The sequence below is a fragment of the Agaricicola taiwanensis genome, assembly GCF_014635245.1.
Classification (GTDB): domain Bacteria; phylum Pseudomonadota; class Alphaproteobacteria; order Rhizobiales; family Methylopilaceae; genus Agaricicola; species Agaricicola taiwanensis.
The window spans coordinates 1,114,281-1,133,870 of record NZ_BMCP01000002.1 but is presented as its reverse complement, the minus strand read 5'-3'; the positions used below and the strand labels follow the sequence as shown (position 1 = coordinate 1,133,870).

At 63.2% G+C, this 19,590-nt stretch carries 20 protein-coding genes; 5 read left to right on the top strand and 15 right to left on the bottom strand.

The features are described from left to right. Window position 1: 1 nt before the first annotated feature. Both IEV58_RS12795 and IEV58_RS12790 read right to left on the bottom strand, forming a co-directional pair. Window positions 2-760, bottom strand: a complete 759-nt coding sequence (locus IEV58_RS12795; protein ID WP_188410096.1) for a glycerophosphodiester phosphodiesterase family protein — start codon at window positions 758-760, stop codon at window positions 2-4. Next, window positions 757-1,227 carry a RidA family protein gene (locus IEV58_RS12790; protein WP_188410095.1) on the bottom strand — a complete coding sequence of 157 codons (471 nt, stop codon included), beginning with the start codon at window positions 1,225-1,227 and terminating at the stop codon, window positions 757-759. The genes IEV58_RS12795 and IEV58_RS12790 overlap by 4 nt, the downstream gene beginning before the upstream one ends. 133 nt (window positions 1,228-1,360) lie before the next feature. On the opposite strand from IEV58_RS12790, the gene IEV58_RS12785 reads away from it, so the two are divergent. Continuing rightward, window positions 1,361-2,176, top strand: coding sequence for an EipB family protein (locus tag IEV58_RS12785; protein ID WP_188410094.1), 816 nt, complete (start codon window positions 1,361-1,363; stop codon window positions 2,174-2,176). On the opposite strand, the gene IEV58_RS12780 is transcribed toward IEV58_RS12785, so the two are convergent. Continuing rightward, complete coding sequence (locus tag IEV58_RS12780; protein ID WP_188410093.1) at window positions 2,107-3,459, bottom strand: DNA polymerase IV; 1,353 nt, start codon at window positions 3,457-3,459, stop codon at window positions 2,107-2,109. The two genes, IEV58_RS12785 and IEV58_RS12780, sit on opposite strands and share 70 nt — an antisense overlap. Next, window positions 3,459-3,728, bottom strand: coding sequence for a DUF3572 domain-containing protein (locus tag IEV58_RS12775; RefSeq protein ID WP_188410092.1), 270 nt, complete (start codon window positions 3,726-3,728; stop codon window positions 3,459-3,461). Before IEV58_RS12775 ends, IEV58_RS12780 begins: the two co-directional genes overlap by 1 nt. Window positions 3,729-3,845: 117 nt before the next feature. On the opposite strand from IEV58_RS12775, the gene IEV58_RS12770 reads away from it, so the two are divergent. Beyond that, window positions 3,846-4,217: a response regulator gene (locus IEV58_RS12770; RefSeq protein WP_188410091.1), complete on the top strand. Its 372-nt coding sequence runs from the start codon at window positions 3,846-3,848 to the stop codon at window positions 4,215-4,217. A gap of 9 nt (window positions 4,218-4,226) precedes the next feature. Next, complete coding sequence (locus IEV58_RS12765; protein ID WP_188410090.1) at window positions 4,227-5,600, top strand: PleD family two-component system response regulator; 1,374 nt, start codon at window positions 4,227-4,229, stop codon at window positions 5,598-5,600. A gap of 412 nt (window positions 5,601-6,012) precedes the next feature. Here the strand turns inward: IEV58_RS12765 and rpmG are convergent, their stop codons facing one another. The 6 genes from rpmG to topA form a co-directional block, all read right to left on the bottom strand. Then, window positions 6,013-6,180: a 50S ribosomal protein L33 gene (gene rpmG, locus IEV58_RS12760; protein ID WP_188410089.1), complete on the bottom strand. Its 168-nt coding sequence runs from the start codon at window positions 6,178-6,180 to the stop codon at window positions 6,013-6,015. Between the two features lie 81 nt (window positions 6,181-6,261). Next, on the bottom strand, window positions 6,262-7,428 hold the full coding sequence (locus tag IEV58_RS12755) for an MFS transporter (protein ID WP_188410088.1): 1,167 nt from the start codon (window positions 7,426-7,428) through the stop codon (window positions 6,262-6,264). Between the two features lie 99 nt (window positions 7,429-7,527). Beyond that, window positions 7,528-8,262 carry an NUDIX hydrolase gene (locus IEV58_RS12750; protein WP_188410087.1) on the bottom strand — a complete coding sequence of 245 codons (735 nt, stop codon included), beginning with the start codon at window positions 8,260-8,262 and terminating at the stop codon, window positions 7,528-7,530. Next, the gene (locus IEV58_RS12745; RefSeq protein ID WP_188410086.1) at window positions 8,259-8,690 is read right to left on the bottom strand and encodes a DUF983 domain-containing protein; all 432 of its coding nucleotides are present in this window, start codon (window positions 8,688-8,690) and stop codon (window positions 8,259-8,261) included. The genes IEV58_RS12750 and IEV58_RS12745 overlap by 4 nt, the downstream gene beginning before the upstream one ends. A 22-nt stretch (window positions 8,691-8,712) precedes the next feature. Beyond that, a complete protein-coding gene (rnr, locus tag IEV58_RS12740; RefSeq protein ID WP_188410085.1) occupies window positions 8,713-11,010 on the bottom strand; it encodes a ribonuclease R in 2,298 nt (765 codons plus the stop codon). A 16-nt stretch (window positions 11,011-11,026) separates the two neighbouring features. Beyond that, window positions 11,027-13,645, bottom strand: a complete 2,619-nt coding sequence (topA, locus tag IEV58_RS12735) for a type I DNA topoisomerase (protein WP_188410084.1) — start codon at window positions 13,643-13,645, stop codon at window positions 11,027-11,029. 202 nt (window positions 13,646-13,847) lie between these two features. Here topA and IEV58_RS12730 point away from each other — a divergent pair, with 202 nt between their 5' ends. Beyond that, window positions 13,848-14,054 carry a hypothetical protein gene (locus IEV58_RS12730; protein WP_188410083.1) on the top strand — a complete coding sequence of 69 codons (207 nt, stop codon included), beginning with the start codon at window positions 13,848-13,850 and terminating at the stop codon, window positions 14,052-14,054. A gap of 6 nt (window positions 14,055-14,060) precedes the next feature. On the opposite strand, the gene dprA is transcribed toward IEV58_RS12730, so the two are convergent. The 4 genes from dprA to IEV58_RS12710 are packed head-to-tail and all read right to left on the bottom strand — an operon-like array spanning window position 14,061 to window position 18,089. Beyond that, window positions 14,061-15,191, bottom strand: coding sequence for a DNA-processing protein DprA (dprA, locus tag IEV58_RS12725; protein WP_188410082.1), 1,131 nt, complete (start codon window positions 15,189-15,191; stop codon window positions 14,061-14,063). A 1-nt stretch (window position 15,192) separates the two neighbouring features. Continuing rightward, window positions 15,193-15,828: a glycerol-3-phosphate 1-O-acyltransferase PlsY gene (plsY, locus tag IEV58_RS12720; RefSeq protein ID WP_188410081.1), complete on the bottom strand. Its 636-nt coding sequence runs from the start codon at window positions 15,826-15,828 to the stop codon at window positions 15,193-15,195. Window positions 15,829-15,838: 10 nt separating this feature from the next. Then, complete coding sequence (locus tag IEV58_RS12715; RefSeq protein WP_188410080.1) at window positions 15,839-17,137, bottom strand: dihydroorotase; 1,299 nt, start codon at window positions 17,135-17,137, stop codon at window positions 15,839-15,841. Window positions 17,138-17,141: 4 nt separating this feature from the next. Next, window positions 17,142-18,089, bottom strand: coding sequence for an aspartate carbamoyltransferase catalytic subunit (locus IEV58_RS12710; protein WP_188410079.1), 948 nt, complete (start codon window positions 18,087-18,089; stop codon window positions 17,142-17,144). A 111-nt stretch (window positions 18,090-18,200) separates the two neighbouring features. Here IEV58_RS12710 and IEV58_RS12705 point away from each other — a divergent pair, with 111 nt between their 5' ends. Next, window positions 18,201-18,596, top strand: coding sequence for a hypothetical protein (locus tag IEV58_RS12705; protein ID WP_188410078.1), 396 nt, complete (start codon window positions 18,201-18,203; stop codon window positions 18,594-18,596). Window positions 18,597-18,646: 50 nt separating this feature from the next. Here IEV58_RS12705 and IEV58_RS12700 read toward each other — a convergent pair whose 3' ends face one another. After that, window positions 18,647-19,573: an AEC family transporter gene (locus IEV58_RS12700; RefSeq protein ID WP_188410077.1), complete on the bottom strand. Its 927-nt coding sequence runs from the start codon at window positions 19,571-19,573 to the stop codon at window positions 18,647-18,649. Between the last annotated feature and the right edge of the window lie 17 nt (window positions 19,574-19,590).

Here is a 19,590-nt window from a genome sequence, read left to right as displayed (position 1 = left end):
GTCAGGGTACGAACCCTTCGAACACCATCTGGTCTGCATAGAGCCCCGCACGGGCCTGCTGTTCCGGCGTGCGGACCGTCCAGGTCATGACCGGAGCACCGATCACGCGCCGGGCGACGGAGACCGCCGGGCTCGGCAGGTCATCTACTTTCCAGGAGACAAAATCCGGCCGCGTCTGCGGCCAATGGATCATGTGTCGCAGCCGCCAGCGCTGCTGCCAGGACAGGAACGGCCAATCCGCTGTGGTATAGGCGCAGCCGATGATGCCGCGTGGCACGGACGGCGCGGCGCGATACAGGGCTTGCACCATGGTTGGATCAAAGGACTTGGCTGCACGCGGTCCGGAGTAGGCGGCAAGGCTGCGGCCAACACGCTCTGCAAGGCGCGTATCACCGTTCCAGGCGGATTTGATCTCGACCACGACGGGAACCCGGCCCGCCACCAGCGTCAGACATTGCTCCAGGGTCCAGATCAGGTCCCCAGCTGCGCTATCCAGCAGGGGCATGCTGAGGAGCTCTTCCTCCGAACGTTCTACAACCAGGCCCTTGTAGGCGGTGAGCCGGTTCAGCATATCGTCGTGGAAGACCACGGCGGAGCCGTCGGCGGTGAGTTGGACATCGACTTCAACGGCGAAGCCGAGGTTGACCGCATGGGCAACGGCAGTGGCGGAATTCTCGATCACACCGGCGGCTCGATCGTGAAGCCCCCGGTGTGCGATGGGCCGCGCGACAAGCCAGTCGAGACGGCCCGGTCCCTTCATCCCGCGACCTCGATGATCGCTTCCACTTCGACAGCCGCGTTGAAGGGCAGGGCTCCGGCGCTGACGGCAGAACGGGCATGGCGGCCCCGGTCGCCGAGGACATCGACCAGGAAGTCCGAAGCGCCGTTAATGATCTTGGGCTGATCGCCGAAATCAGGCACGGAGTTGACGAAACCGGTGAGTTTCACGATACGCACCAGCTTTCCGAGATCTCCGCCCAGCGCGGCTTTCGCTTGAGCCAGGATGTTGATGGCGCAGAGCTTGGCTGCCTCGCGGGCATCCTCGATGGAAACATCCGCGCCCACCTTGCCTTTGCAGGTGAGGCCATCAGCCCCCATGGGCAATTGACCCGACACGAAGAGCTGATTGCCGCTTTTGACAACAGGAACATAATTTGCGGCGGGTGCGGTGGGGGTCGGCAGCGTCACGCCGAGTTCAGCGAGGCGGCGTTCGGTCTCTCCGCTCATATGCGGTTCTCCTTGCGATGGTTCAGGCCGTGTGTTGATGGCTGACACTGAGCTCTCGCGCAAGCGACCTATTTGAGCCAACATAGGCCCGAATGAAAACTAGGATAGCATTTTGTTCAGCTTGCAAGGTTTCATGCGCTCCCATCTTCTTCTCGTCCCGCTGGCTCTTGCCGCAACCCTTCCCGCTTTCGCCGCCGAGCCGCGGCTGGCGTCCCATCGCGCCGTATATGAACTGACGCTTTCCAATGCGCGCGAGGCCGGGGGCGTGCGGGAGGTCAGTGGCCGTATCGCCATGGAAGCACGCGAGAAGAATTGCCGCGATTTCGAACTGACCTACCGTCAGGTCATGCGCATGGCCCCCAACGAAGGCACGCCCAACGTCATCGATTTCCGCTCGACCACGCAGGAGAGCACAGACGGTAAGACCTTCAGCTTCGATAACAAGACGTTCGTCAACGGCGAGCCGGATTCGACCGTGACCGGCAAAGGCGAGAAGACGGCTCAACACGCCAGCATCAGTTTGACGAGCCCTGGCGAGCGCGAGGTTACACTCGGCGATGCCACCGTCTTCCCCACACAGCACATGAAGCTGGTGCTGGACGCCGCACACCAAGGTCGATCCACGATCTCCGTGCCGGTGTACGACGGAACGGATCCCGGTGACGTCGTCACCGACACCGTGGCCTTTATCGGTGAGTTTCGTGAGCCCGATCCACGCAATGAAGAGCTATTGGCCAAAGAGAATCTGGGGGATCAGAAGGTCTGGCCCGTCTCCATCGGCTATTTCGAGAAGACCGAGGTGCGGGAGGATCAGCGGCCCAAATTCGTCTACACAGCGGAACTCATGGACAATGGTATCACGCCCAGCGTGACGCTGGATTACGGCACCTTCGTCGTGGAAGGCCGGTTGGTGGAATTGGAACTGTTTCCGCTTTCCGACTGTCGCTGAGCGCGCTCCTTTTCACGGCGCAACTGAAGCGCGAAGCTCGTCCCGCGGGTGACGGCAGTATCACCGAAGCGGTCACGCAGCCGATCTTCCGCGCCTTCGAGACTGACGTGCCTTTTCGAGGTGGTGTCCACAAGATCCGGCGGATCGGCATCCTCGAGCGGATGAAGGTCCGCGACGCCGATGCCGATCAGCCGAAATGGCTCCGCCGGCTCATGCCGCAGAAGCTCCCGGCCTGCATCGAAAATACGTTTGGCGAGGCGCGTCGGTGCGGGCAGGAGGGTCGCCCTCGTGCGCTGACGGAAGTCTGGCGTCTTCAGTTTCAACGTCACTGAGGCGCCACCGACACCCTCGTATCTCAATCGCCGGGCGACCCGCTCCGACAGTCTCCAGAGGGTCGCCTCCAGAAACTCCCGTTCCGAGATGTCGGCGTCGAAGGTGGTTTCGGCGCTGACGCTCTTGCGGTCCCGCTCCGAGCGCACCGGCCGGTCATCCTCACCCAGTGCCATTCGAAGCAGCTTGTCCGCGCCGTTGCCGTAGATGCGGGCGAGATCCTTCAGGTCGGTCCGGCGAACATCCGACAATGTACGGATGCCCTTGGCCGCCAGCCGCTCCTCGGTGGCCTTGCCGATGCCGGGCAGGATGCTGACCGGTTTTTCACCCAGGAATTCCTTGGCCTCGGCGCGTCCGATCACGGCAAAGCCGCGTGGCTTATCCAAATCCGAAGCGATCTTTGCGAGGAACTTGTTATACGACAGGCCGACAGAGACGGTGATGCCGATCTCTGCTTCCACCCGCCGGGCGAAACGCGCCAGCGTCTGGGCCGGCGCCATGCCGTGCAGGCGCTGGGTGCCTGACAAATCTAGGAAAGCCTCATCGATCGAGACGGGCTGCACCAGCGGCGTCAATTCCTGCATCAGGTGGCGCACCTCCCGCCCCACCTTGCTGTATTTGTCCCCATTGGGTTTGATGACCACCGCATTGGGACAGAGTTTCAACGCCTTGAACATCGGCATGGCCGAGCGCACACCATTGATGCGTGCGATATAGCAGGCGGTGGAGACAACGCCGCGCTTGCCGCCACCGATGATGACGGGCTTGTCGCGGAGCGATGGGTCGTCGCGCTTCTCGATGGTGGCGAAAAAAGCGTCGCAGTCGACATGGGCGATGCTGAGGTTGCCCACCTCCGGATGGCGCAGGAGACGGGGACTGCCGCAGGCGGGACAGCGCGTATGGTGGCCGGCGGCGGCACCGCAGTCCCGGCAGAAGGCGCCGAGATCCTGCATCACGACCGCCCCAAGGCGTGACGGGCGGCGGGAATGATCTCAGGAGATACGTTCGAGTCGGAGGCGAAGGCCGTCAGCAGGGCTTCGTCGCTCATGATATGATCGAGAATGGCCGCCAGAAAGCCTGGCGAGGTGGCGGCGGAACGGATCTCGGCGGGCTGAAGGCCCGTCAGATCCAGAAAGATGCGCAGCCGCTCTGCATCGGACGCGATGAAGGAAAGAGCGGAAATCGCAATGGCTTCGGGATCTGCGGTGAGCCTGTTTGGCATTTTTTCGTCCGTTTGCGGATCATCAATACATGATCGCTACAGTTTGAGCGAACTATCAGGCCAAGGCATCGCGGCGGGAAAAGCAAGAGATGCCTTGACACATGAGGAAATCAGGGTATGGCCAAGACAGTTTTGATTGTGGAAGACAACGAGTTGAATATGAAGCTCTTCCACGATCTTCTCGAAGCCAATGGCTATGCCACCATTCAGACGCGGAATGGGATCGAAGCAATCGCACTCGCCCGTCAGCATCATCCGGATCTGATCCTGATGGACATCCAGCTCCCGGAAGTCTCCGGCCTGGAAGTCACCAAATGGCTGAAGGACGACGATGACCTGCGCTCCATACCCGTCATCGCCATCACGGCGTTCGCGATGAAGGGCGACGAGGAGCGCATCCGGGAAGGAGGCTGTGAGGCCTATCTTTCCAAGCCGATATCGGTAGCCAAGTTCTTGGAGACCGTCAGACATTATCTGGGCGAAGGATAAGAGGGGCTTATGACGGCGCGGATTCTTGTTGTCGATGATGTGCTTGCCAATGTGAAGCTGCTCGAGGCCCGTCTGACGGCGGAATATTTCGAGGTGATCACGGCTATGTCGGGGCAGGAAGCGATCGACGTCTGCGCGCGCACGCAATGCGATGTCATCCTGCTCGACGTCATGATGCCCGGACTTGATGGCTTTGAAGTCTGCCGTCACTTGAAGGCGGATCCCCAGACACAGCATATCCCCGTTGTCATGGTAACGGCGCTGGACCAGCCGTCGGACCGCGTGCGCGGTCTGGAAGCGGGTGCCGACGACTTCCTGACGAAGCCGGTTTCCGACATAGCACTGCTCGCGCGTGTGAAGAGCCTTGCCCGCCTCAAGATGATGACGGACGAATTGCGGCTGCGCGCCGCCACGACCCGCGAGATCGGCATTCTCGACAGCATCGGCGACAACAGCGTCGACAACGGCCTCGGCGGCAGCATTCTGGTGGTGGACGACCGCCCGTCATCCTGCGACCGGATCGCCAAGGCGCTGGGCGAGACGCAAACGGTCGATGTGGAGACCAATCCCCACGAGGCTCTGTTCCGCGCGGCGGAACAGGATTACGACCTCATGATCGTCAGCCTCGGCTTTGCCGAGTACGATGCACTGCGGTTGTGCAGTCAGGCCCGGTCTTTGGATCGGACGCGCTCCATGCCGATCCTCCTGATCGCCGAGCCGGAAGATACCGCGCGGCTGGTCAGGGGCCTGGATCTCGGCGTGAACGATTACCTGATGCGGCCGACGGACCGCAACGAGCTCATCGCCCGCGTGAAGACACAGGTGCGCCGCCGGCGCTACACCGAGCGCTTGCGTTCCAATGTCCAGCAGAGCGTGGAACTGGCCATCACGGACAGCCTGACCGGCCTGCACAATCGGCGGTACATGGAAAGCCACCTCGCGTCCCTCCTAGAGCGGGCGACGGAAGGCAATCGCCCTCTGGCGCTGCTCATCGTCGACATCGATTTCTTCAAGATGATCAACGACACCTATGGACATGATACCGGCGACGAGGTGCTGCGTGAGTTCGCGCGGCGTCTGAAGGGCGGCATCCGCGGCATCGATCTCGCCTGCCGCTACGGCGGCGAGGAGTTCGTCATCGTGATGCCGGAGGCAGAGATCGCGACCGCGAGTGCGGTCGGCGAGCGCCTGCGTCGTCAGATCGCCGCCACGGCCTTCGCCATCAATGGCGGCAAGCAGAGCATCGACGTCACCGTATCGGTGGGCATCGCTGTCAGGACGGCGGAGGATGCTGCTTCCGACACGCTCCTGCGCCGGGCGGACCAGGCCCTCTATCGGGCGAAGCGGGATGGCCGCAACCGCGTCGTGGCGGATGCCGCCTAGATCTTCTGACACCGTAACCTTAAAATTTTAGGTTTACAAAAGCTTTCCGGCTTCGGGCGGCTTGTTCCGATTGCCTTTCGGCGGAGGTTTGGTAGCCTTCAATACAAGAACATCGCCAAGTAAACAGGTTCGGGCGAACGTTCTTTTGATATTGTCTTGCGGGTTATCCTCAGGCCGCCGCATCACCTGGACCCCGCAAGGCTCGGCCGATCGGACGTATCGTCTATCTTTACTCGGGTGCGCCCGATCGGTCACAATATTGGGGGCACTATCCTGTACGTGAATTGATATTATTATATCAGCGCGCAGCTTACGAGCTGCGCGCTTTTTGCTGTCTCGCGCCAAAACAAAACGCGCGGCCGAGGCCGCGCGCTGATCGTCCCGTGGCGCCGTGCGGCGCCTATTGAGCAGCTTACTTGATCTTGGCTTCGCGAAACTCGACGTGCTTGCGAGCGACGGGATCGTACTTCTTCTTGACCATCTTCTCGGTCATGGTCCGGGAGTTCTTCTTGGTGACGTAGAAGAATCCGGTGTCGGCCGAGCTGACGAGCCTGATCTTGATGGATACGGCCTTAGCCATGATGAGAATCTCCATAGGGCGCCGTGGGCGCCTCTGAATTCGAGAGGCGCAACCTACCCATCACGGACGCGAAGTCAAGCTTCACTCGGTGCCAGATCGCAAAATGCGCCAACCTGCCACAATGGAATAGAGCCCGAACAGGACGGCGGCAGTGATGGGCAGGCCGTGCGGGTACCAGATGTCCATGCCCGCGCCGAGCAGCGGCGGACCCGACAGCATGCCGATGGAATAGCACACGATAAAAGCCGCATTGGCCGAAGCGAGCTGTGCGCCGCGGAAGCGCGAGCCGAGGTGCGCCAGCCCGACGGTGTAGAGGCCCGCGACGAGACCGCCCCAGATGAAGATCGTGCTCTCAAACAGTCGCGGGAAGTGGATCACATAGGGCATCCCCGCGGCGCCGGCGGTCCCGAGCAGGCCGAGCACCAGCAGGAGTTTGCGCCGGTCCACACGGTCGGAGAGCATGCCGATGGGTATTTGCACCAGCACATTGCCAAGCGCGAGAAGGCTGACGAGCAGAGCTGAGGCCGTGGCGGAATATCCGATCGCCAACCCGTAAAGCGGGACAAAGGTCATTCCGCCCGTTTCAACAGCGCCAAAGACAAGAGCTGCTAGCGTGGCCGCGGGGGCTGCCAGCAGGAAGGGAATGAGATTGACATGAGCTTTCTCGGGAAGACGAGGTGCAGAGCTTCCCGCCAGGAGAATGGGCGCTGCCGCCACGACAAAGAGGATCGCCCCGGCGGCGTAGGGCGCCACACCCCATTTGCCGAGCACCGCGAGAAGCGCAGGCCCTGCTGCAAAACCCAGCGAGAGGGTGGTGGCATAAACGCCCATGATGAGGCCGCGCCGCTTTTCGGGCGAAATGGCGTTGATCCAGAACTCCGACAGAACGAACAGGATTGCCAGGGACCCGCCGTACAGGAAGCGCAGCGGGAACCACATCCAGAGAGGCTCTATGAAGTAGAAGGCGAGGGTGGTGATTGCGCCGCCGGCAAGGCCCATGATCATGACCGAGCGGACACCCAACCGTGCGGCGGCCAAGGGGATAAGTGGCGCGAAGAAAACGACGGCGACGCCCGCCATGGCGGTGTTGATGCCGATGAACGTCGCGGACATCCCGCGCGCCTCCAGGGCGAAGGCAAGCAGCGGGACCGACAGGCCCAGCGATGCGCCCACCACGCTGATCGACGCCATGGCCGCAACGAGGGCGAGGGTGCGCTGACGCGCGGTGAGATGCAATTCGCCGGTCATATCATCCTTGCGGGGAGAACAGTCGTTTTCCTGCTCTAGCAGGGGCGTGTGACAGGCGCCATTCAGACGGTCATCATTGCTGTGATCTTCCATTGGTCTTTAAAGCTCTTCACGTTGTGACCGGCCTGAGCGGAAGAAGAAGAACGGCACCGGTTGAACTCGGTCGATCCCAGCTTCCAACCTTTTCTCAAGTTCGCCGAGAACGACTCCGGTGATGCGTGGCAGATCGAGAGATCTCGCGGCGGGGAGGGTGACCCAGACAAGTTCGGTCAGTTCCGCATCCGGCCCCACGATGCCCTCGATCCGGTCGGCAACATAATCAGCGTTCGCGGCAAAAAAACGAGTGTCATACCGGCGGGTGCGGCCGGGCGGGGTGATGGCTCGCGCGATGAAGCTAAGGCCTTCAAGCGTGGGAAACACGCCGGCGCGGGCAAAGGGCTCCCATTCCGGGGTCGGTGCCGGAGGGATTCCAGCATCCTTGAAGCCGAACAGCAGACCGGTTTCCTCAGCGAGCTCGCGTATCGCGGCCAGCCCATAGGCGCGCACGCGGGTGTAGCTGGGCCGCGATACGCGGGCCATCAGCTGCTCTTCGATATGTTCGGCGAAATTGCCGCAGATGTTCATGCGCCCGTCGCCGGCTTCGACCCGGCCGCCGGGAAAGACATATTTGCCCGGCATGAACACATGGCCGTCGTGCCGCCGACCCATGAGCACCAGGGGTTCGGAGCCGGACGTGTCGAGCAGGATGATGGTCGCGGCATCCCGCGGGCGAAGGCGCGATGTCTTCGCGGGCGCAAGGCTCGTCGGATCGGGGGCGAAGCCGGTGGTGGTCACGAGGCGGCCAGCGATGGAGGAGGTTCCTGGGCTTCCGGCGATTCAGGGTCGAAGCCATGCATCTTGAAGGCCCACTGCATGCCGATCAGGGCGCCTTTGACCGGTTGCAGCATCAGGAGTGACAGCAGCAGCGTCAGCGGCGCCCAGATCATCATGTGTATCCAGAGATCAGGCTGCAGCGAGCGCTCCATGGCCAGCGCAAGGCCCACGACGATATGGCCGACAACCGTGATGACCACATAGGGCGGCGCGTCGTCGGCACGGTGATGATAGAGCGCTTCGCCACAGGCGGAGCATTCTTCGTTGACCTTGAGATAGCGGCCGAAGATCCGGCCTTCGCCGCAGCGGGGACACCGGCCGCGCAGGCCGCGCAGCATAGCACTCTTGGCGCTGCGTTCGCCGGCAGGATCCTTGATCTCATAGGGCATGATCGCCTCCGCGACCGCGTTCTTACTTTTTCGATCTGCGGACGCGAGATTTCGCAGAACTGGCCTTCGCCGTGCCGCGTTCGCGCCGCTTGCCGCGGCGGCTGTCGCCGGACGGCTTGAGATAGCGCCCCTCAGATAAGAGTTCAAAGCGCAGCGCACCAGCCACAGGCGCTGCTTCAACCAGCCGCACCTCGGCCGTGTCTCCGAGACGGAAGGATTCACCCGTGGCGGCGCCGATCAGCGCCTGTCGTGCCTCGTCGTGGGCGTAATAGTCTTTGCCGATGGTCGCCGCGGGCACGAAACCGGACGCACCGGTCTCCGCCAGCGAGACGAAGAGACCCGAGCGGGTCACGCCCGTGATCCGGCCGGTGAAGGTCGAGCCCACACGGTCCGCCAGATAATGCGCGATCAGGCGGTCGACCGTCTCGCGCTCGGCGGCCATGGCACGGCGTTCTGCCGCGGAAATCTGCGCACCGATCTCGTTAAGCACGGGCACCGTCATGGCGTCCGGAAGGCCGTCCTTGCCAAGCCCCAGTGCCCGGATGAGAGCCCGGTGAACAATGAGATCGGCATAGCGCCGGATCGGCGAGGTGAAATGCGCATAGCGCCTCAGGTTGAGACCGAAGTGGCCGTAGTTGTCGGCGCTGTATTCCGCCTGAGCCTGGCTGCGCAGCACCACTTCGTTCACCAGCGGCGCGTTTTCCGTGCCGGCGACGCGCTCCAGGATGCGGTTGAAGTTGGCGGGCCTCAGATTTTCCTGCTTCGGCAGATCGATGCCGAGGCTGCTCAGGACCTCGCGCAGGCCATTGAGCTTCTCCAGCGAGGGCTGGTCGTGGACGCGGAACACAAGCGGCGTTTTCTTTTGGGTGAGCTCTTCGGCGGCTGCGACGTTCGCCAGGATCATGAACTCCTCGATCAGCCGGTGCGCCTCGAGCCGCGGCGGCACGATCACCCGATCGACCCCGCCATCGGCGTTGAGGATGATCTTGCGTTCCGGCAGGTCGAGATCCAGCGGCTGCCGCGCCTCACGCGCCTTGCTCACGCAGGCATAGGCCGCCCAGAGCGGCTTCAACACCGGCTCCAGCAGAATGTCGGTGGTCTCGTCGGTCACGCCGTCGATCGCATTCTGCGCCTGCGCATAGGCCAGCTTGGCGGCAGAGCGCATCATGATGCGGTGGAAGCTGTGGCTTTTCTTGCGGCCATCCTTGCCGATCACCAGGCGCACGGCGAGTGCGGGCCGGTCGACGCCGGGGCGCAGCGAACAGAGGTCGTTGGAGATACGCTCGGGCAGCATCGGAACGACCCGATCGGGGAAATAAACCGAATTTCCCCGTTTCAGCGCTTCCTCGTCCAGGACTGATCCCGGTGTCACATAAGCCGCCACATCCGCGATGGCGACCGTGACGACAAAGCCGCCGTCGTTGGCCGTGTCGCTATCGGCTTCGGCATGGACCGCGTCGTCGTGATCCTTGGCATCGGGAGGGTCGATGGTCACCAGGGGCAGCTTCCGCCAGTCCTCGCGGCCCTTCATCGTCGCGGGCTTGGCCGCATCGGCTTCGGCCAGCACGGACGGCGGGAAGGCATTGGGAATGCCGTGCGTCTCGATGGCGATCAGGCTGACGGCCTTCTCGCTCGTCATGGAGCCGAGCCGTTCCCGCACTCTGGCTTTGGGGCGGCCGAAGCGGCCTTCGCGCAGAACATCGACCGCAACGAGGTCGCCGTCGCGCGCTTCGCCCTCTTCGCCGGCGGCGATGTCGAGGAAGCTGCCGAGTTTCTTCTTGTCGACCGGCTCCAGCCGTCCGCCGCCGCCTTGCAGCGCGCGGTAGATGCCGAGCACGCGGGCGGCCGTCTTGGAAATGATCTTGATGACCCGCCCGTTATAGTCAGGTCCAGGCTCCGTGGATTTTTCCACCCGCAGCAGCGCGCGATCGCCCACGCCCGGCGCGCGCTCTTTGCCGCGCCGCCCGGTGACGATCAGGATAACGGGTGCCGGCCCATGGTCCTCATCCCATTCCACGGGTTTGGCCAGAAGCTCGCCGTCGGCATCGCGGCCGGTGACATCGGTGAGGACCACGTTTGGCAGGGTACCGGGCTGATGCAGCCTTTTTCCGCGTCGGTCGACGCTGCCATCCTCCTCCAATTCCTTCAGCAGGCGTTTCAGGCCGATCTTGTCTCCGCCCTTGAGATGAAAGGCGCGCGCGATCTCCCGCTTGCCGGCCTCACCAGGGTTTGCGGCGATGAAGGCGAGAAGATCGTCCTTGGAGGGAAGACGCGAGTCTGGCTTTGCCGCGGGCTTCCTGGCCTTGACGCCTTTCGCCATCAGATCCCGTCCATGATCATGAAGCAGCCTTTGTCTTTGCCGCGGCCTTGGCTTTTGGCTTGGTGGCAGCCTTTGCCTTCGATGCCGTGGCTTTCGCCTTCGGCTTCGCCTTGACCTTTCCGGTCCCCGCCTTCTCAGCCCGCGCGGCGATCAGCGCGACGGCAGCCTCGATCGTGATGTCATCCGGCGACTGCTCGCGCGGGATGGTCGCGTTGACCTTGCCGTGCTTGACGTAAGGGCCGAAGCGTCCGGCATGAACGGTGATGGGGCCGCCGAGCTCTGGATGATCGCCAAGCGTGCGGCCAGCTGCTGCGGCACCGCGTCCGCCCTTGCGGTCCTTCTTTTCAGCGAGGGCGGCAACAGCACGGTTGATTCCGACCGAAAAGACCTCTTCGGCGGAATCGAGATTGGCATAGGTGCCCTCGTGCTCAACGAAGGGGCCATAGCGACCGATCCCCGCCGTGATGGGCGACCCCGTTTCCGGATGTGTGCCCACCACCCGTGGCAGCGACAGGAGGGCCAGCGCCTTTTCAAGGTCGAGATCGGCCACCGACCAGCCCTTGGGCAGGGATGAGCGCTTGGGCTTGTCACCCTCGCCAAGCTGGACGTAAGGCCCGAAGCGGCCGTCGCGCAGGGTGACGTCGAGGCCGGACTCAGGATCCTTGCCAAGCTCCCGGGGGCCGTCACTCTCGAGAGCTTGGCCATCATCTCCACCCGCGGTGCCGAGTTGGCGCGTGTAACGGCATTCGGGATAGTTGGAACAGCCGACAAACGCGCCGAACTTGCCGAGCTTCAGCGATAACCGGCCGGTGCCGCAAGTGGGACAGGAGCGTGGTTCGGTTCCGTCCCCGCGATCCGGAAAGACGAGGGGCGCCAGAAGATCGTTCAGCGCATCCAGAACCTCGGTGGTCCGCAATTCCTTGGTGCCCGCGATGGCGCCGTTGAAGTCCTGCCAGAAGGCTCTCAGAACCTCGCGCCAATCGAGTTCGTTGTTGGAGATCCTGTCGAGCTGTTCTTCGAGGCTGGCCGTGAAGTCATATTCGACATAGCGCCCGAAGAAGCTCTCCAGAAAGGCCGTGACGATGCGGCCCTTGCCCTCCGGCACGAAACGCTTCTTTTCCAACCTGACATAATCCCGGTCCTGCAGCACCGAAAGCGTTGCCGCATAGGTGGAAGGACGGCCGATGCCGAGCTCTTCCATCTTCTTGACCAGGGAGGCTTCCGAATAGCGCGGCGGCGGCTCGGTGAAATGCTGCGCGGCATCGATCTTCTCGCGCTTCAGCTCCTCGCCGTTGGTCACCAGTGGCAGACGGCCGCCTTCATCGTCCTCCTCGTCGTCGCGCCCTTCCTGGTAGAGCGTCAGGAAGCCATCGAAGCGCACAACCGAGCCCGTGGCACGCAGATCGATGGTGCGATCGCCGTCCTCGGCGCGGATGTCGATGGTGGTGCGCTCCAGATCCGCCGATTCCATCTGGCTGGACACGGTGCGCTTCCAGATAAGCTCGTAGAGCTTGAACTGCTCGTCTTCCAGGTGGCTCTTTACGTCCTTGGGAGTGCGGGTCGGGTCTGTAGGGCGGATGGCCTCATGTGCCTCCTGCGCATTCTTTGCCTTGGTCTTGTAGATGCGAGGACTGTCCGGCAGGTAGCGCTTGCCATAGGCTTGGTCGATATGACCGCGCACCGCCACAATCGCCTCGTCGGCGATCTGGACGCCGTCGGTACGCATATAGGTGATGAGGCCGATGGTCTCTCCACCGAAATTGACGCCCTCATAGAGCCGCTGGGCGATCTGCATGGTGCGCGATGCCGAGAAGCCAAGCTTGCGGGAGGCCTCCTGCTGCAGCGTGGATGTGGTGAACGGTGGCTGCGGATGGCGCTTGGCCGGTTTGGCTTCGACCGAGGCGACGGTGAAACGCGCCTTTTCCAAGGTTGCCTTCAGCGCCATGGCCTCCGGCTCGGATGATATATCGAGGCGGTTGATCTTCTTGCCGTCGGCTCCGGTGATCCGCGCCGTGAAGGTTTCAGCCCGGGACGTGGCCAGCAGGGCGTTGATCGACCAATATTCCTGGGACTTGAAGAGCTCGATCTCGTGCTCCCGGTCGCAGATCAGCCGCAGCGCGACCGATTGCACCCGGCCGGCCGAACGCGCACCCGGCAGCTTCCGCCACAGAACCGGCGAGAGTGTGAAACCGACGAGGTAATCAAGAGCACGGCGCGCCAGATAGGCATCGACCAGAGCAACGTCGATCTCCCGCGGCTTTTTCATCGCCTCCAGGACCGACTGCTTTGTGATGGCGTTGAACACCACCCGCTGCACGGCCTGGTCCTTCAAGGCGCGCTTCGCCTTCAGAACCTCCAGCACATGCCAGGAAATGGCTTCACCCTCGCGATCAGGGTCGGTAGCGAGAATGAGGCGGTCTGCGCCTTTGACGGCCCTGGCGATCTCCGCCAGCCGTTTTGAAGCCTTGCCGTCCACCTCCCATTGCATGGCGAAGTCCTGATCGGGATCGACCGAGCCATCCTTCGGGGGCAGATCACGGACATGACCGTATGACGCCAGAACTTCGTAGTTCGAACCGAGGTATTTGTTGATGGTCTTCGCCTTGGCGGGAGACTCAACGATGACGACATCCATGGTCTGCTTATGCTTTCAAACGGGGCGGGCTAAGGTCGCGCAGAACATGGGGGAGGGGGGGGAGTCTGTCAAATAGTCCCATCCTGCATCAGGATAGCAGGCGCGCACCATTGACGTGTACCTCATGTTTTGGAACAACCCCCGCCAGTTTTGGTTAAGACTTGGCAAGAGCTACCGTGCGGCCAAGTCAAGTGGGGGCACAATGACCAATGACAATGACGGGTTGAGCAAACTGGATGATGCCGACCCGAAGACAGATTCGCTCGAAGCCCGTGAAACCGCACGTTACGTCGCCGCCATGGCGACCAGCCTCAGCGATATGGCGCGCCGGGATGGGCTTGATCTCGTCGCCTACTTTCTGGAAATGGCGCGTGTCGAAGCCCTGCAGGTTGAACGAAACGGTCCCTGAGGCCCCCTATCCTGTAAGGGCGATCCTGCCGCCGGACAGACGATCCAGACGCCCTGCCAGCTCCAGTTCCAGCAGCACCATCTGCACCTCCTGAGCCGGGGCGGTGGAGTGACGTACGATGTCATCGATCGTCGCGGGAGAGGGACCCAGAAGTTGGATTACCGCCTCGCGCAGATCATCGGAGGCTATGCCGACAGGCAAAATCGCGGCTGATTGCTCCTCTTTGAACTGATCCTGCCTGGAAAACAAAGGCAGGCCGAGGGGTGCTAGGGCTTCAACCACGTGATCGGCATTGGTGATGAGGGTCGCACCGTCGCGTATCAGGCGGTTTGAACCTTCGCAGCGGGGATCAAGCGGCGAACCAGGTGCGGCCATGACCTCGCGGCCGAGTTCCCCGGCCAGCCTCGCCGTGATCAGTGAACCTGAGCGCATGGCCGCTTCGATCAGCACCGTTCCCTGGGCGATCCCGGCGATGATGCGATTGCGGCGGGGAAAGTCTTGTGCACGCGCCACCCAGCCCAGCGGCATTTCGCTGACAACGGCGCTGCCCGCATCGATCATCTGTTCCACCAAGTCGGCATGTTCAGGCGGATAGATGCGGTCGAGGCCGCCTGCGATCGCGGCGATGGTGCCGCCGCGCAGGGCACCTTTATGGGCCGCGCCGTCCACGCCGCGCGCAAGACCGGATACGATGACATAGTTCATGGCGCCAAGCGCCGAAGCGAGCTGGGAGGCAAAGGTCCGGCCTGCCGCCGAGGCGTTCCGGCCGCCCACGATGGCAACCGACGGCCGCGCCAGAACGTCCGCATGACCCAGTACCTGGAGCAGCGGAGGTGCGCCTTCAGCCTCCGCGAGGAGAGGCGGAAAATCCGGCTCTCCACAAGTTACGAGGAATCCGCCGAGACGCATCAGTGCCGCGTATTCACGCTCTGCCTCCGAGCGCGAGCAGAGCCGCAGCTTGCGTGCGCCGCCGCGTGCGGCAATCTCAGGCAGTGCCTCCAGCGCCGCCTGTGCGCTGCCATAGGCTGAGAGAAGCGAGCGGAAGCTGGCCGGGCCTACGTTGTCCGACCGGTAGAGCTGCAGCCAGTCGATCCGCTCTTGATCGCCACGCGTCTTCAGCGGCTCCCCCCGTGTCATGTCAGCTGGCGGGCGGAGGCGCGCTGCTCTTCTTGCCGATGCGACTTTCGGTGCCGGCGAGCAGGCGGCGGATGTTCTGATGGTGCAGGGCCATCAGCATGGCGCTCAGCACGAGGAAGAGAAGTGCAAGATCCATCCGGTCTGTCATCAGGAGTGCGACGGGAACGAGCGTAGCCGCAAGCAGGGCCGCAAGCGATGAATACCTCGTCGCGAACGCCACCCCCAGCCATATCACGGCGAAGAGAAGAGCTATCGGCCAGGCAAGGGCAATGAGGACACCGAGGTAGGTTGCAACCCCCTTGCCGCCCTTAAACCGGAGCCAGACCGGGAAGACATGGCCGAGAAAGGCGGCGAGGCCGGCCACCATGGCGCATTCCATGCCCCACATTCCGGCGATGAGGACGGCGGCCGTTCCCTTCAGGGCGTCGCAGAGCAGCGTTGCGGCTGCCAGATCCTTCCTGCCCGTGCGCAACACATTGGTCGTGCCGATGTTGCCCGAGCCGATGGCCCGGATATCACCAAGGCCGCTCAGCTTGGTGATGACAAGGCCAAAGGGAATGGATCCGAGCAGATAGCCGAAGACGGCTGCGGCGGCGAGGAACATCCAGGGCAGCTCTGCGGTAGAAGGTGCTTCCATCGATGGTGCCTCAGGCGGAGCTGGCTTCGTGAACGATGCTGCCGCCGACCATGGTACGTGTTACGCGCCCCTGCAGGCGAGCCCCATCGAACGGCGTATTCTTGGACCGTGATTTCAACTGTGCCGGGTCAAGCACCCAGGGTGCGCCGAGATCGAGTTCCACCAGATCGGCGGGCGCCCCCTTGGCGAGCTTCCCGCCGGCAAGGCCGAGGCGCCGGGAGGGCCGTGCCGACATGGCGGCGAAGAGGCCGGCAAGGCTCAGCATCTCTGCATGCACCAGCCGGAGCCCGGCGATGAGCATGGTTTCGACCCCGATGGCCCCATCCGCGGCCTCGGCAAAGGGTTGGCGCTTCTGGTCCACATCCTGCGGATTGTGGTCGGAGACCACCACATCGATGAGCCCTTCGGCGACGGCGGCGACGAGGGCCTGTCGGTCATCCTCGCTGCGCAGCGGCGGCGACAGCTTGAAGAAGGTGCGATAGTCGCCGATGTCGCCTTCGTTGAAGGACAGATGGTTGATGGTGGCGCCGCACGAAACGGGCAGCCCCATCTCCTTCGCGCGGCGGATCACATCGAGCGAGGCACGACAGGTCACGCTGGCGGCGTGATAGCGGCAGCCGGTCAATTCCACCAGGCGCATGTCGCGTTCCAGCATGATGGTTTCCGCCGCCGTGTGGCGGCCGGGGAGGCCAAGACGGCTCGACAGCTCGCCTGCGTTCATCACGCCGCTGCCGACAAGGTCCGGATCTTCGGTGTGATGCATGACGAGGGCATCGAAGTCACGGGCGTAGGTCAGGATCCGTCGAAAAATCCCCGCGTTACGAATGCTGCGAGCGCCGTCGGTGAAGGCCGCGGCTCCTGCTTCCTTGAGAAGGCCGACCTCCGTCATTTCCGTACCGGCAAGCCCCCGCGTCAGCGCGGCGGCGGGCAGGATACGGACGACACCGGTGTCGCGGGCGCGGCGCAGCAGGAAGTCGACGATCGCAGGGTCGTCGATCGCCGGATTGGTATCTGGCATGCACACGAGCGTGGTCACGCCGCCGGCGGCGGCGGCCTGTGTTGCCGTGGCGATGGTTTCGCGGTGTTCGGCGCCGGGCTCGCCGACGAAGGCGCGCATATCCACGAGGCCGGGACCAAGCACCCGCCCTTGGCAGTCTATGATCTCGGTGTCATCGGGCGCTGCATCGGCCTTCACCGAAGGGCCGAGATCGGCGATGAGTCCGTGGTGGACGAGCAGGCCGCCTTGTTCATCGCGCCCCGTAAGGGGATCGATCAACCGCGCGTTGGCGAAGAGTTTCGGAGCCGTCATCCCATCACCCGTTCGGCAGATGGCGCGCCAGCGCCTCAAGCACGGCCATGCGAACCGCCACGCCCATCTCCACCTGTTCGCGGATGAGCGACTGCGCGCTGTCCGCGACCTCGGAGTCGATCTCCACGCCGCGGTTCATGGGCCCCGGGTGCATCACCAGGGCATCGGATTTCGCCCAGGACAGCTTTTCCGCGTCGAGGCCGAAGTAGCGGAAATATTCCTTCACGGAGGGCACGAAGGCGCCCTTCATGCGCTCGCGCTGGAGGCGCAGCATCATCACGATGTCAGCATCCTTGAGGCCTTCCCGCATGTTGCGGTGGACCTCGACGCCGAAGCGATCAATTCCGGCCGGAAGCAGCGTGGAGGGAGCCACGACCCTGACCCGTGCGCCAAGCGTCTGCAGGAGAAGGATGTTCGATCGGGCGACGCGGCTGTGCAGCACATCGCCGCAAATGGCGACCACCAGCCCCTCGATGCGGCCCTTGTTGCGACGGATGGTGAGGGCGTCCAGCAGCGCCTGCGTCGGGTGTTCGTGCTCGCCATCGCCGGCGTTGATGACGGAACAGTCCACCTTGCGCGCCAGGAGGTGCACGGCGCCTGCCGCGTGGTGGCGCACGACGATCAGGTCCGGCCGCATGGCATTGAGCGTCGCGGCCGTATCCAGCAGCGTCTCGCCCTTTTTGATCGATGAGGAGGAGACCGCCATGTTCATGACGTCGGCGCCGAGGCGCTTGCCGGCGATCTCAAACGAGGATTGCGTGCGGGTGGAGGCTTCGAAGAACAGATTTATCTGGGTGCGTCCGCGAAGAACGCTGCGCTTCTTCTCAACCTGCCGGCTGACCGTGACGGCCTCTTCCGCAAGGTCCAACAGCCCAAGGATATCACTGGCTTTCAGCCCCTCGATACCGAGGAGATGACGATGAGGAAAGGTCGGGGCGGAACTGGCGATCATGAGGAACAACTGTCTAGGTCGACTCGTTTATCACCGCAAGAGACACAGCTTCGCCACAGGTGTAACCTCAAAGTAAATTCTGTGGTGAACAACAGGAGAGGGCGTCCAGTCATGATGCTCCGTTCAAGACTGATCGCGACGACGGTTGGCGTGGCCATCACGCTGACCTCCGCTTATTCCGCCTCCGCCATGCCCGGTGTGGGCACCGGATCGGCGGCCGTACGCTCCGGCGCGCCCGACAACGCCATTGTGGAGGTGCGCCGCGGGCGCAATCGCGCCTTTGCCGCCGGTGCGGCTCTCGCAGGTGTCGGCATTCTGGCGGGCGCGGCGATCGCCAACAGCAATCGCTATGGTTATGCCGAACCCTATTATTACGAGGCCCCGCCGGTCTATGTTGAGCCGCCGCCGGTCTATTACACGCCGGCGCCGGTCTATGTTGAGCCGCCGGCACATTACTATGCCCCTCCGCCCTACTATTACGAAGACTACAACTACAATTACCGATAGTCCTCGCAGGCGAACAACGAGAAAAGGTGCGCCGATGCGCGCCCTTTTCTTTATCCCATCAGCCAGAGCAGGAACGGTAAGGTCAACATGCAGAACAGGCTTTGCATGGTGATGATAGACGACATCAGCGGCGCGTCTCCGCCCATCTGCCGCGCGAGCACATAGCTGTTGGCGGCGGTCTGAACCGACCCGCAGAGCACGGCGACCTTCAGAGCCATCCCGGTTACCCCGAATGCGGTGCACCAGGCGAACATCAGGAGCGGCATCAGGCCAAGCTTCAGCGCGATGGTGAGGAGGATCTCCCTGCGCGGTGACAGCGCCTCCGGCAGCCGCAGGCCTGCACCGACAAGCACGAGGCCGATGCCGAGCGCTGCCCGCGCCAGAATATCCATGGTATCGAGCAGCGGCGCCCAGATCGTGACGTTGCTGTAGTTGATGGCGATGCCGATCAGGCAGGAGACAATGAAAGGGTTCTTGGCCAGCGCGATGAGCATGGCGCGGGTGCTGGGACGCGTCGGGCTGGCCCAGCGCGACAGCACCAGAACCGAGGCGATGTTGAGGTAGGGCACCATGGCCGCCGCGCCCAATGACGCCAGCGATATGCCTGGCGCACCATAGAGATTGCCGACGACGGCGAGCGCCACGAAGGTGTGCCAGCGGGTCGCGCCCTGGAACACCGAGGTAAAACTGGAACCGGGCAGTTTCCATGCCCCCATCAGCAGCGGCCGTAGCGCCAGCACCACCACGCTCATCGTCAGCGTTCCCAGGAACATGGCAAAACCCATGCTGAGAACGGGCACGCCGGAGAAATCGGCGGTCGCCAAGGTCTGCACGAGCAGAATCGGGAACAGCACGTAGTAGGTGATGCGCTCCATCCCCTCCCACATGGCGCCGGTGACGAGTCCCATGCGCTGCAGCCCGAAGCCGAGGGCGATGACGAGAAAGACGGGGATCAGGGTATTGATGGCGATGAGCATGAGGCGGGCATGAGATG

Excerpts from the sequence above, each read along its gene's own strand:
- IEV58_RS12790 (WP_188410095.1), bottom strand. The coding sequence starts at position 1,227 with ATGAGCGGAGAGACCGAACGCCGCCTCGCTGAACTCGGCGTGACGCTG.
- dprA (WP_188410082.1), bottom strand. The coding sequence starts at position 15,191 with ATGACACGGGGGGAGCCGCTGAAGACGCGTGGCGATCAAGAGCGGATC.
- IEV58_RS12755 (WP_188410088.1), bottom strand. The coding sequence starts at position 7,428 with ATGACCGGCGAATTGCATCTCACCGCGCGTCAGCGCACCCTCGCCCTC.
- rpmG (WP_188410089.1), bottom strand. The coding sequence starts at position 6,180 with ATGGCTAAGGCCGTATCCATCAAGATCAGGCTCGTCAGCTCGGCCGAC.
- IEV58_RS12730 (WP_188410083.1), top strand. The coding sequence starts at position 13,848 with ATGACCAATGACAATGACGGGTTGAGCAAACTGGATGATGCCGACCCG.
- IEV58_RS12765 (WP_188410090.1), top strand. The coding sequence starts at position 4,227 with ATGACGGCGCGGATTCTTGTTGTCGATGATGTGCTTGCCAATGTGAAG.
- plsY (WP_188410081.1), bottom strand. The coding sequence starts at position 15,828 with ATGGAAGCACCTTCTACCGCAGAGCTGCCCTGGATGTTCCTCGCCGCC.
- IEV58_RS12710 (WP_188410079.1), bottom strand. The coding sequence starts at position 18,089 with ATGATCGCCAGTTCCGCCCCGACCTTTCCTCATCGTCATCTCCTCGGT.
- rnr (WP_188410085.1), bottom strand. The coding sequence starts at position 11,010 with ATGGCGAAAGGCGTCAAGGCCAGGAAGCCCGCGGCAAAGCCAGACTCG.
- IEV58_RS12705 (WP_188410078.1), top strand. The coding sequence starts at position 18,201 with ATGATGCTCCGTTCAAGACTGATCGCGACGACGGTTGGCGTGGCCATC.
- IEV58_RS12770 (WP_188410091.1), top strand. The coding sequence starts at position 3,846 with ATGGCCAAGACAGTTTTGATTGTGGAAGACAACGAGTTGAATATGAAG.
- IEV58_RS12775 (WP_188410092.1), bottom strand. The coding sequence starts at position 3,728 with ATGCCAAACAGGCTCACCGCAGATCCCGAAGCCATTGCGATTTCCGCT.
- IEV58_RS12785 (WP_188410094.1), top strand. The coding sequence starts at position 1,361 with ATGCGCTCCCATCTTCTTCTCGTCCCGCTGGCTCTTGCCGCAACCCTT.
- topA (WP_188410084.1), bottom strand. The coding sequence starts at position 13,645 with ATGGATGTCGTCATCGTTGAGTCTCCCGCCAAGGCGAAGACCATCAAC.
- IEV58_RS12715 (WP_188410080.1), bottom strand. The coding sequence starts at position 17,137 with ATGACGGCTCCGAAACTCTTCGCCAACGCGCGGTTGATCGATCCCCTT.
- IEV58_RS12780 (WP_188410093.1), bottom strand. The coding sequence starts at position 3,459 with ATGCAGGATCTCGGCGCCTTCTGCCGGGACTGCGGTGCCGCCGCCGGC.
- IEV58_RS12745 (WP_188410086.1), bottom strand. The coding sequence starts at position 8,690 with ATGCCCTATGAGATCAAGGATCCTGCCGGCGAACGCAGCGCCAAGAGT.
- IEV58_RS12700 (WP_188410077.1), bottom strand. The coding sequence starts at position 19,573 with ATGCTCATCGCCATCAATACCCTGATCCCCGTCTTTCTCGTCATCGCC.
- IEV58_RS12795 (WP_188410096.1), bottom strand. The coding sequence starts at position 760 with ATGAAGGGACCGGGCCGTCTCGACTGGCTTGTCGCGCGGCCCATCGCA.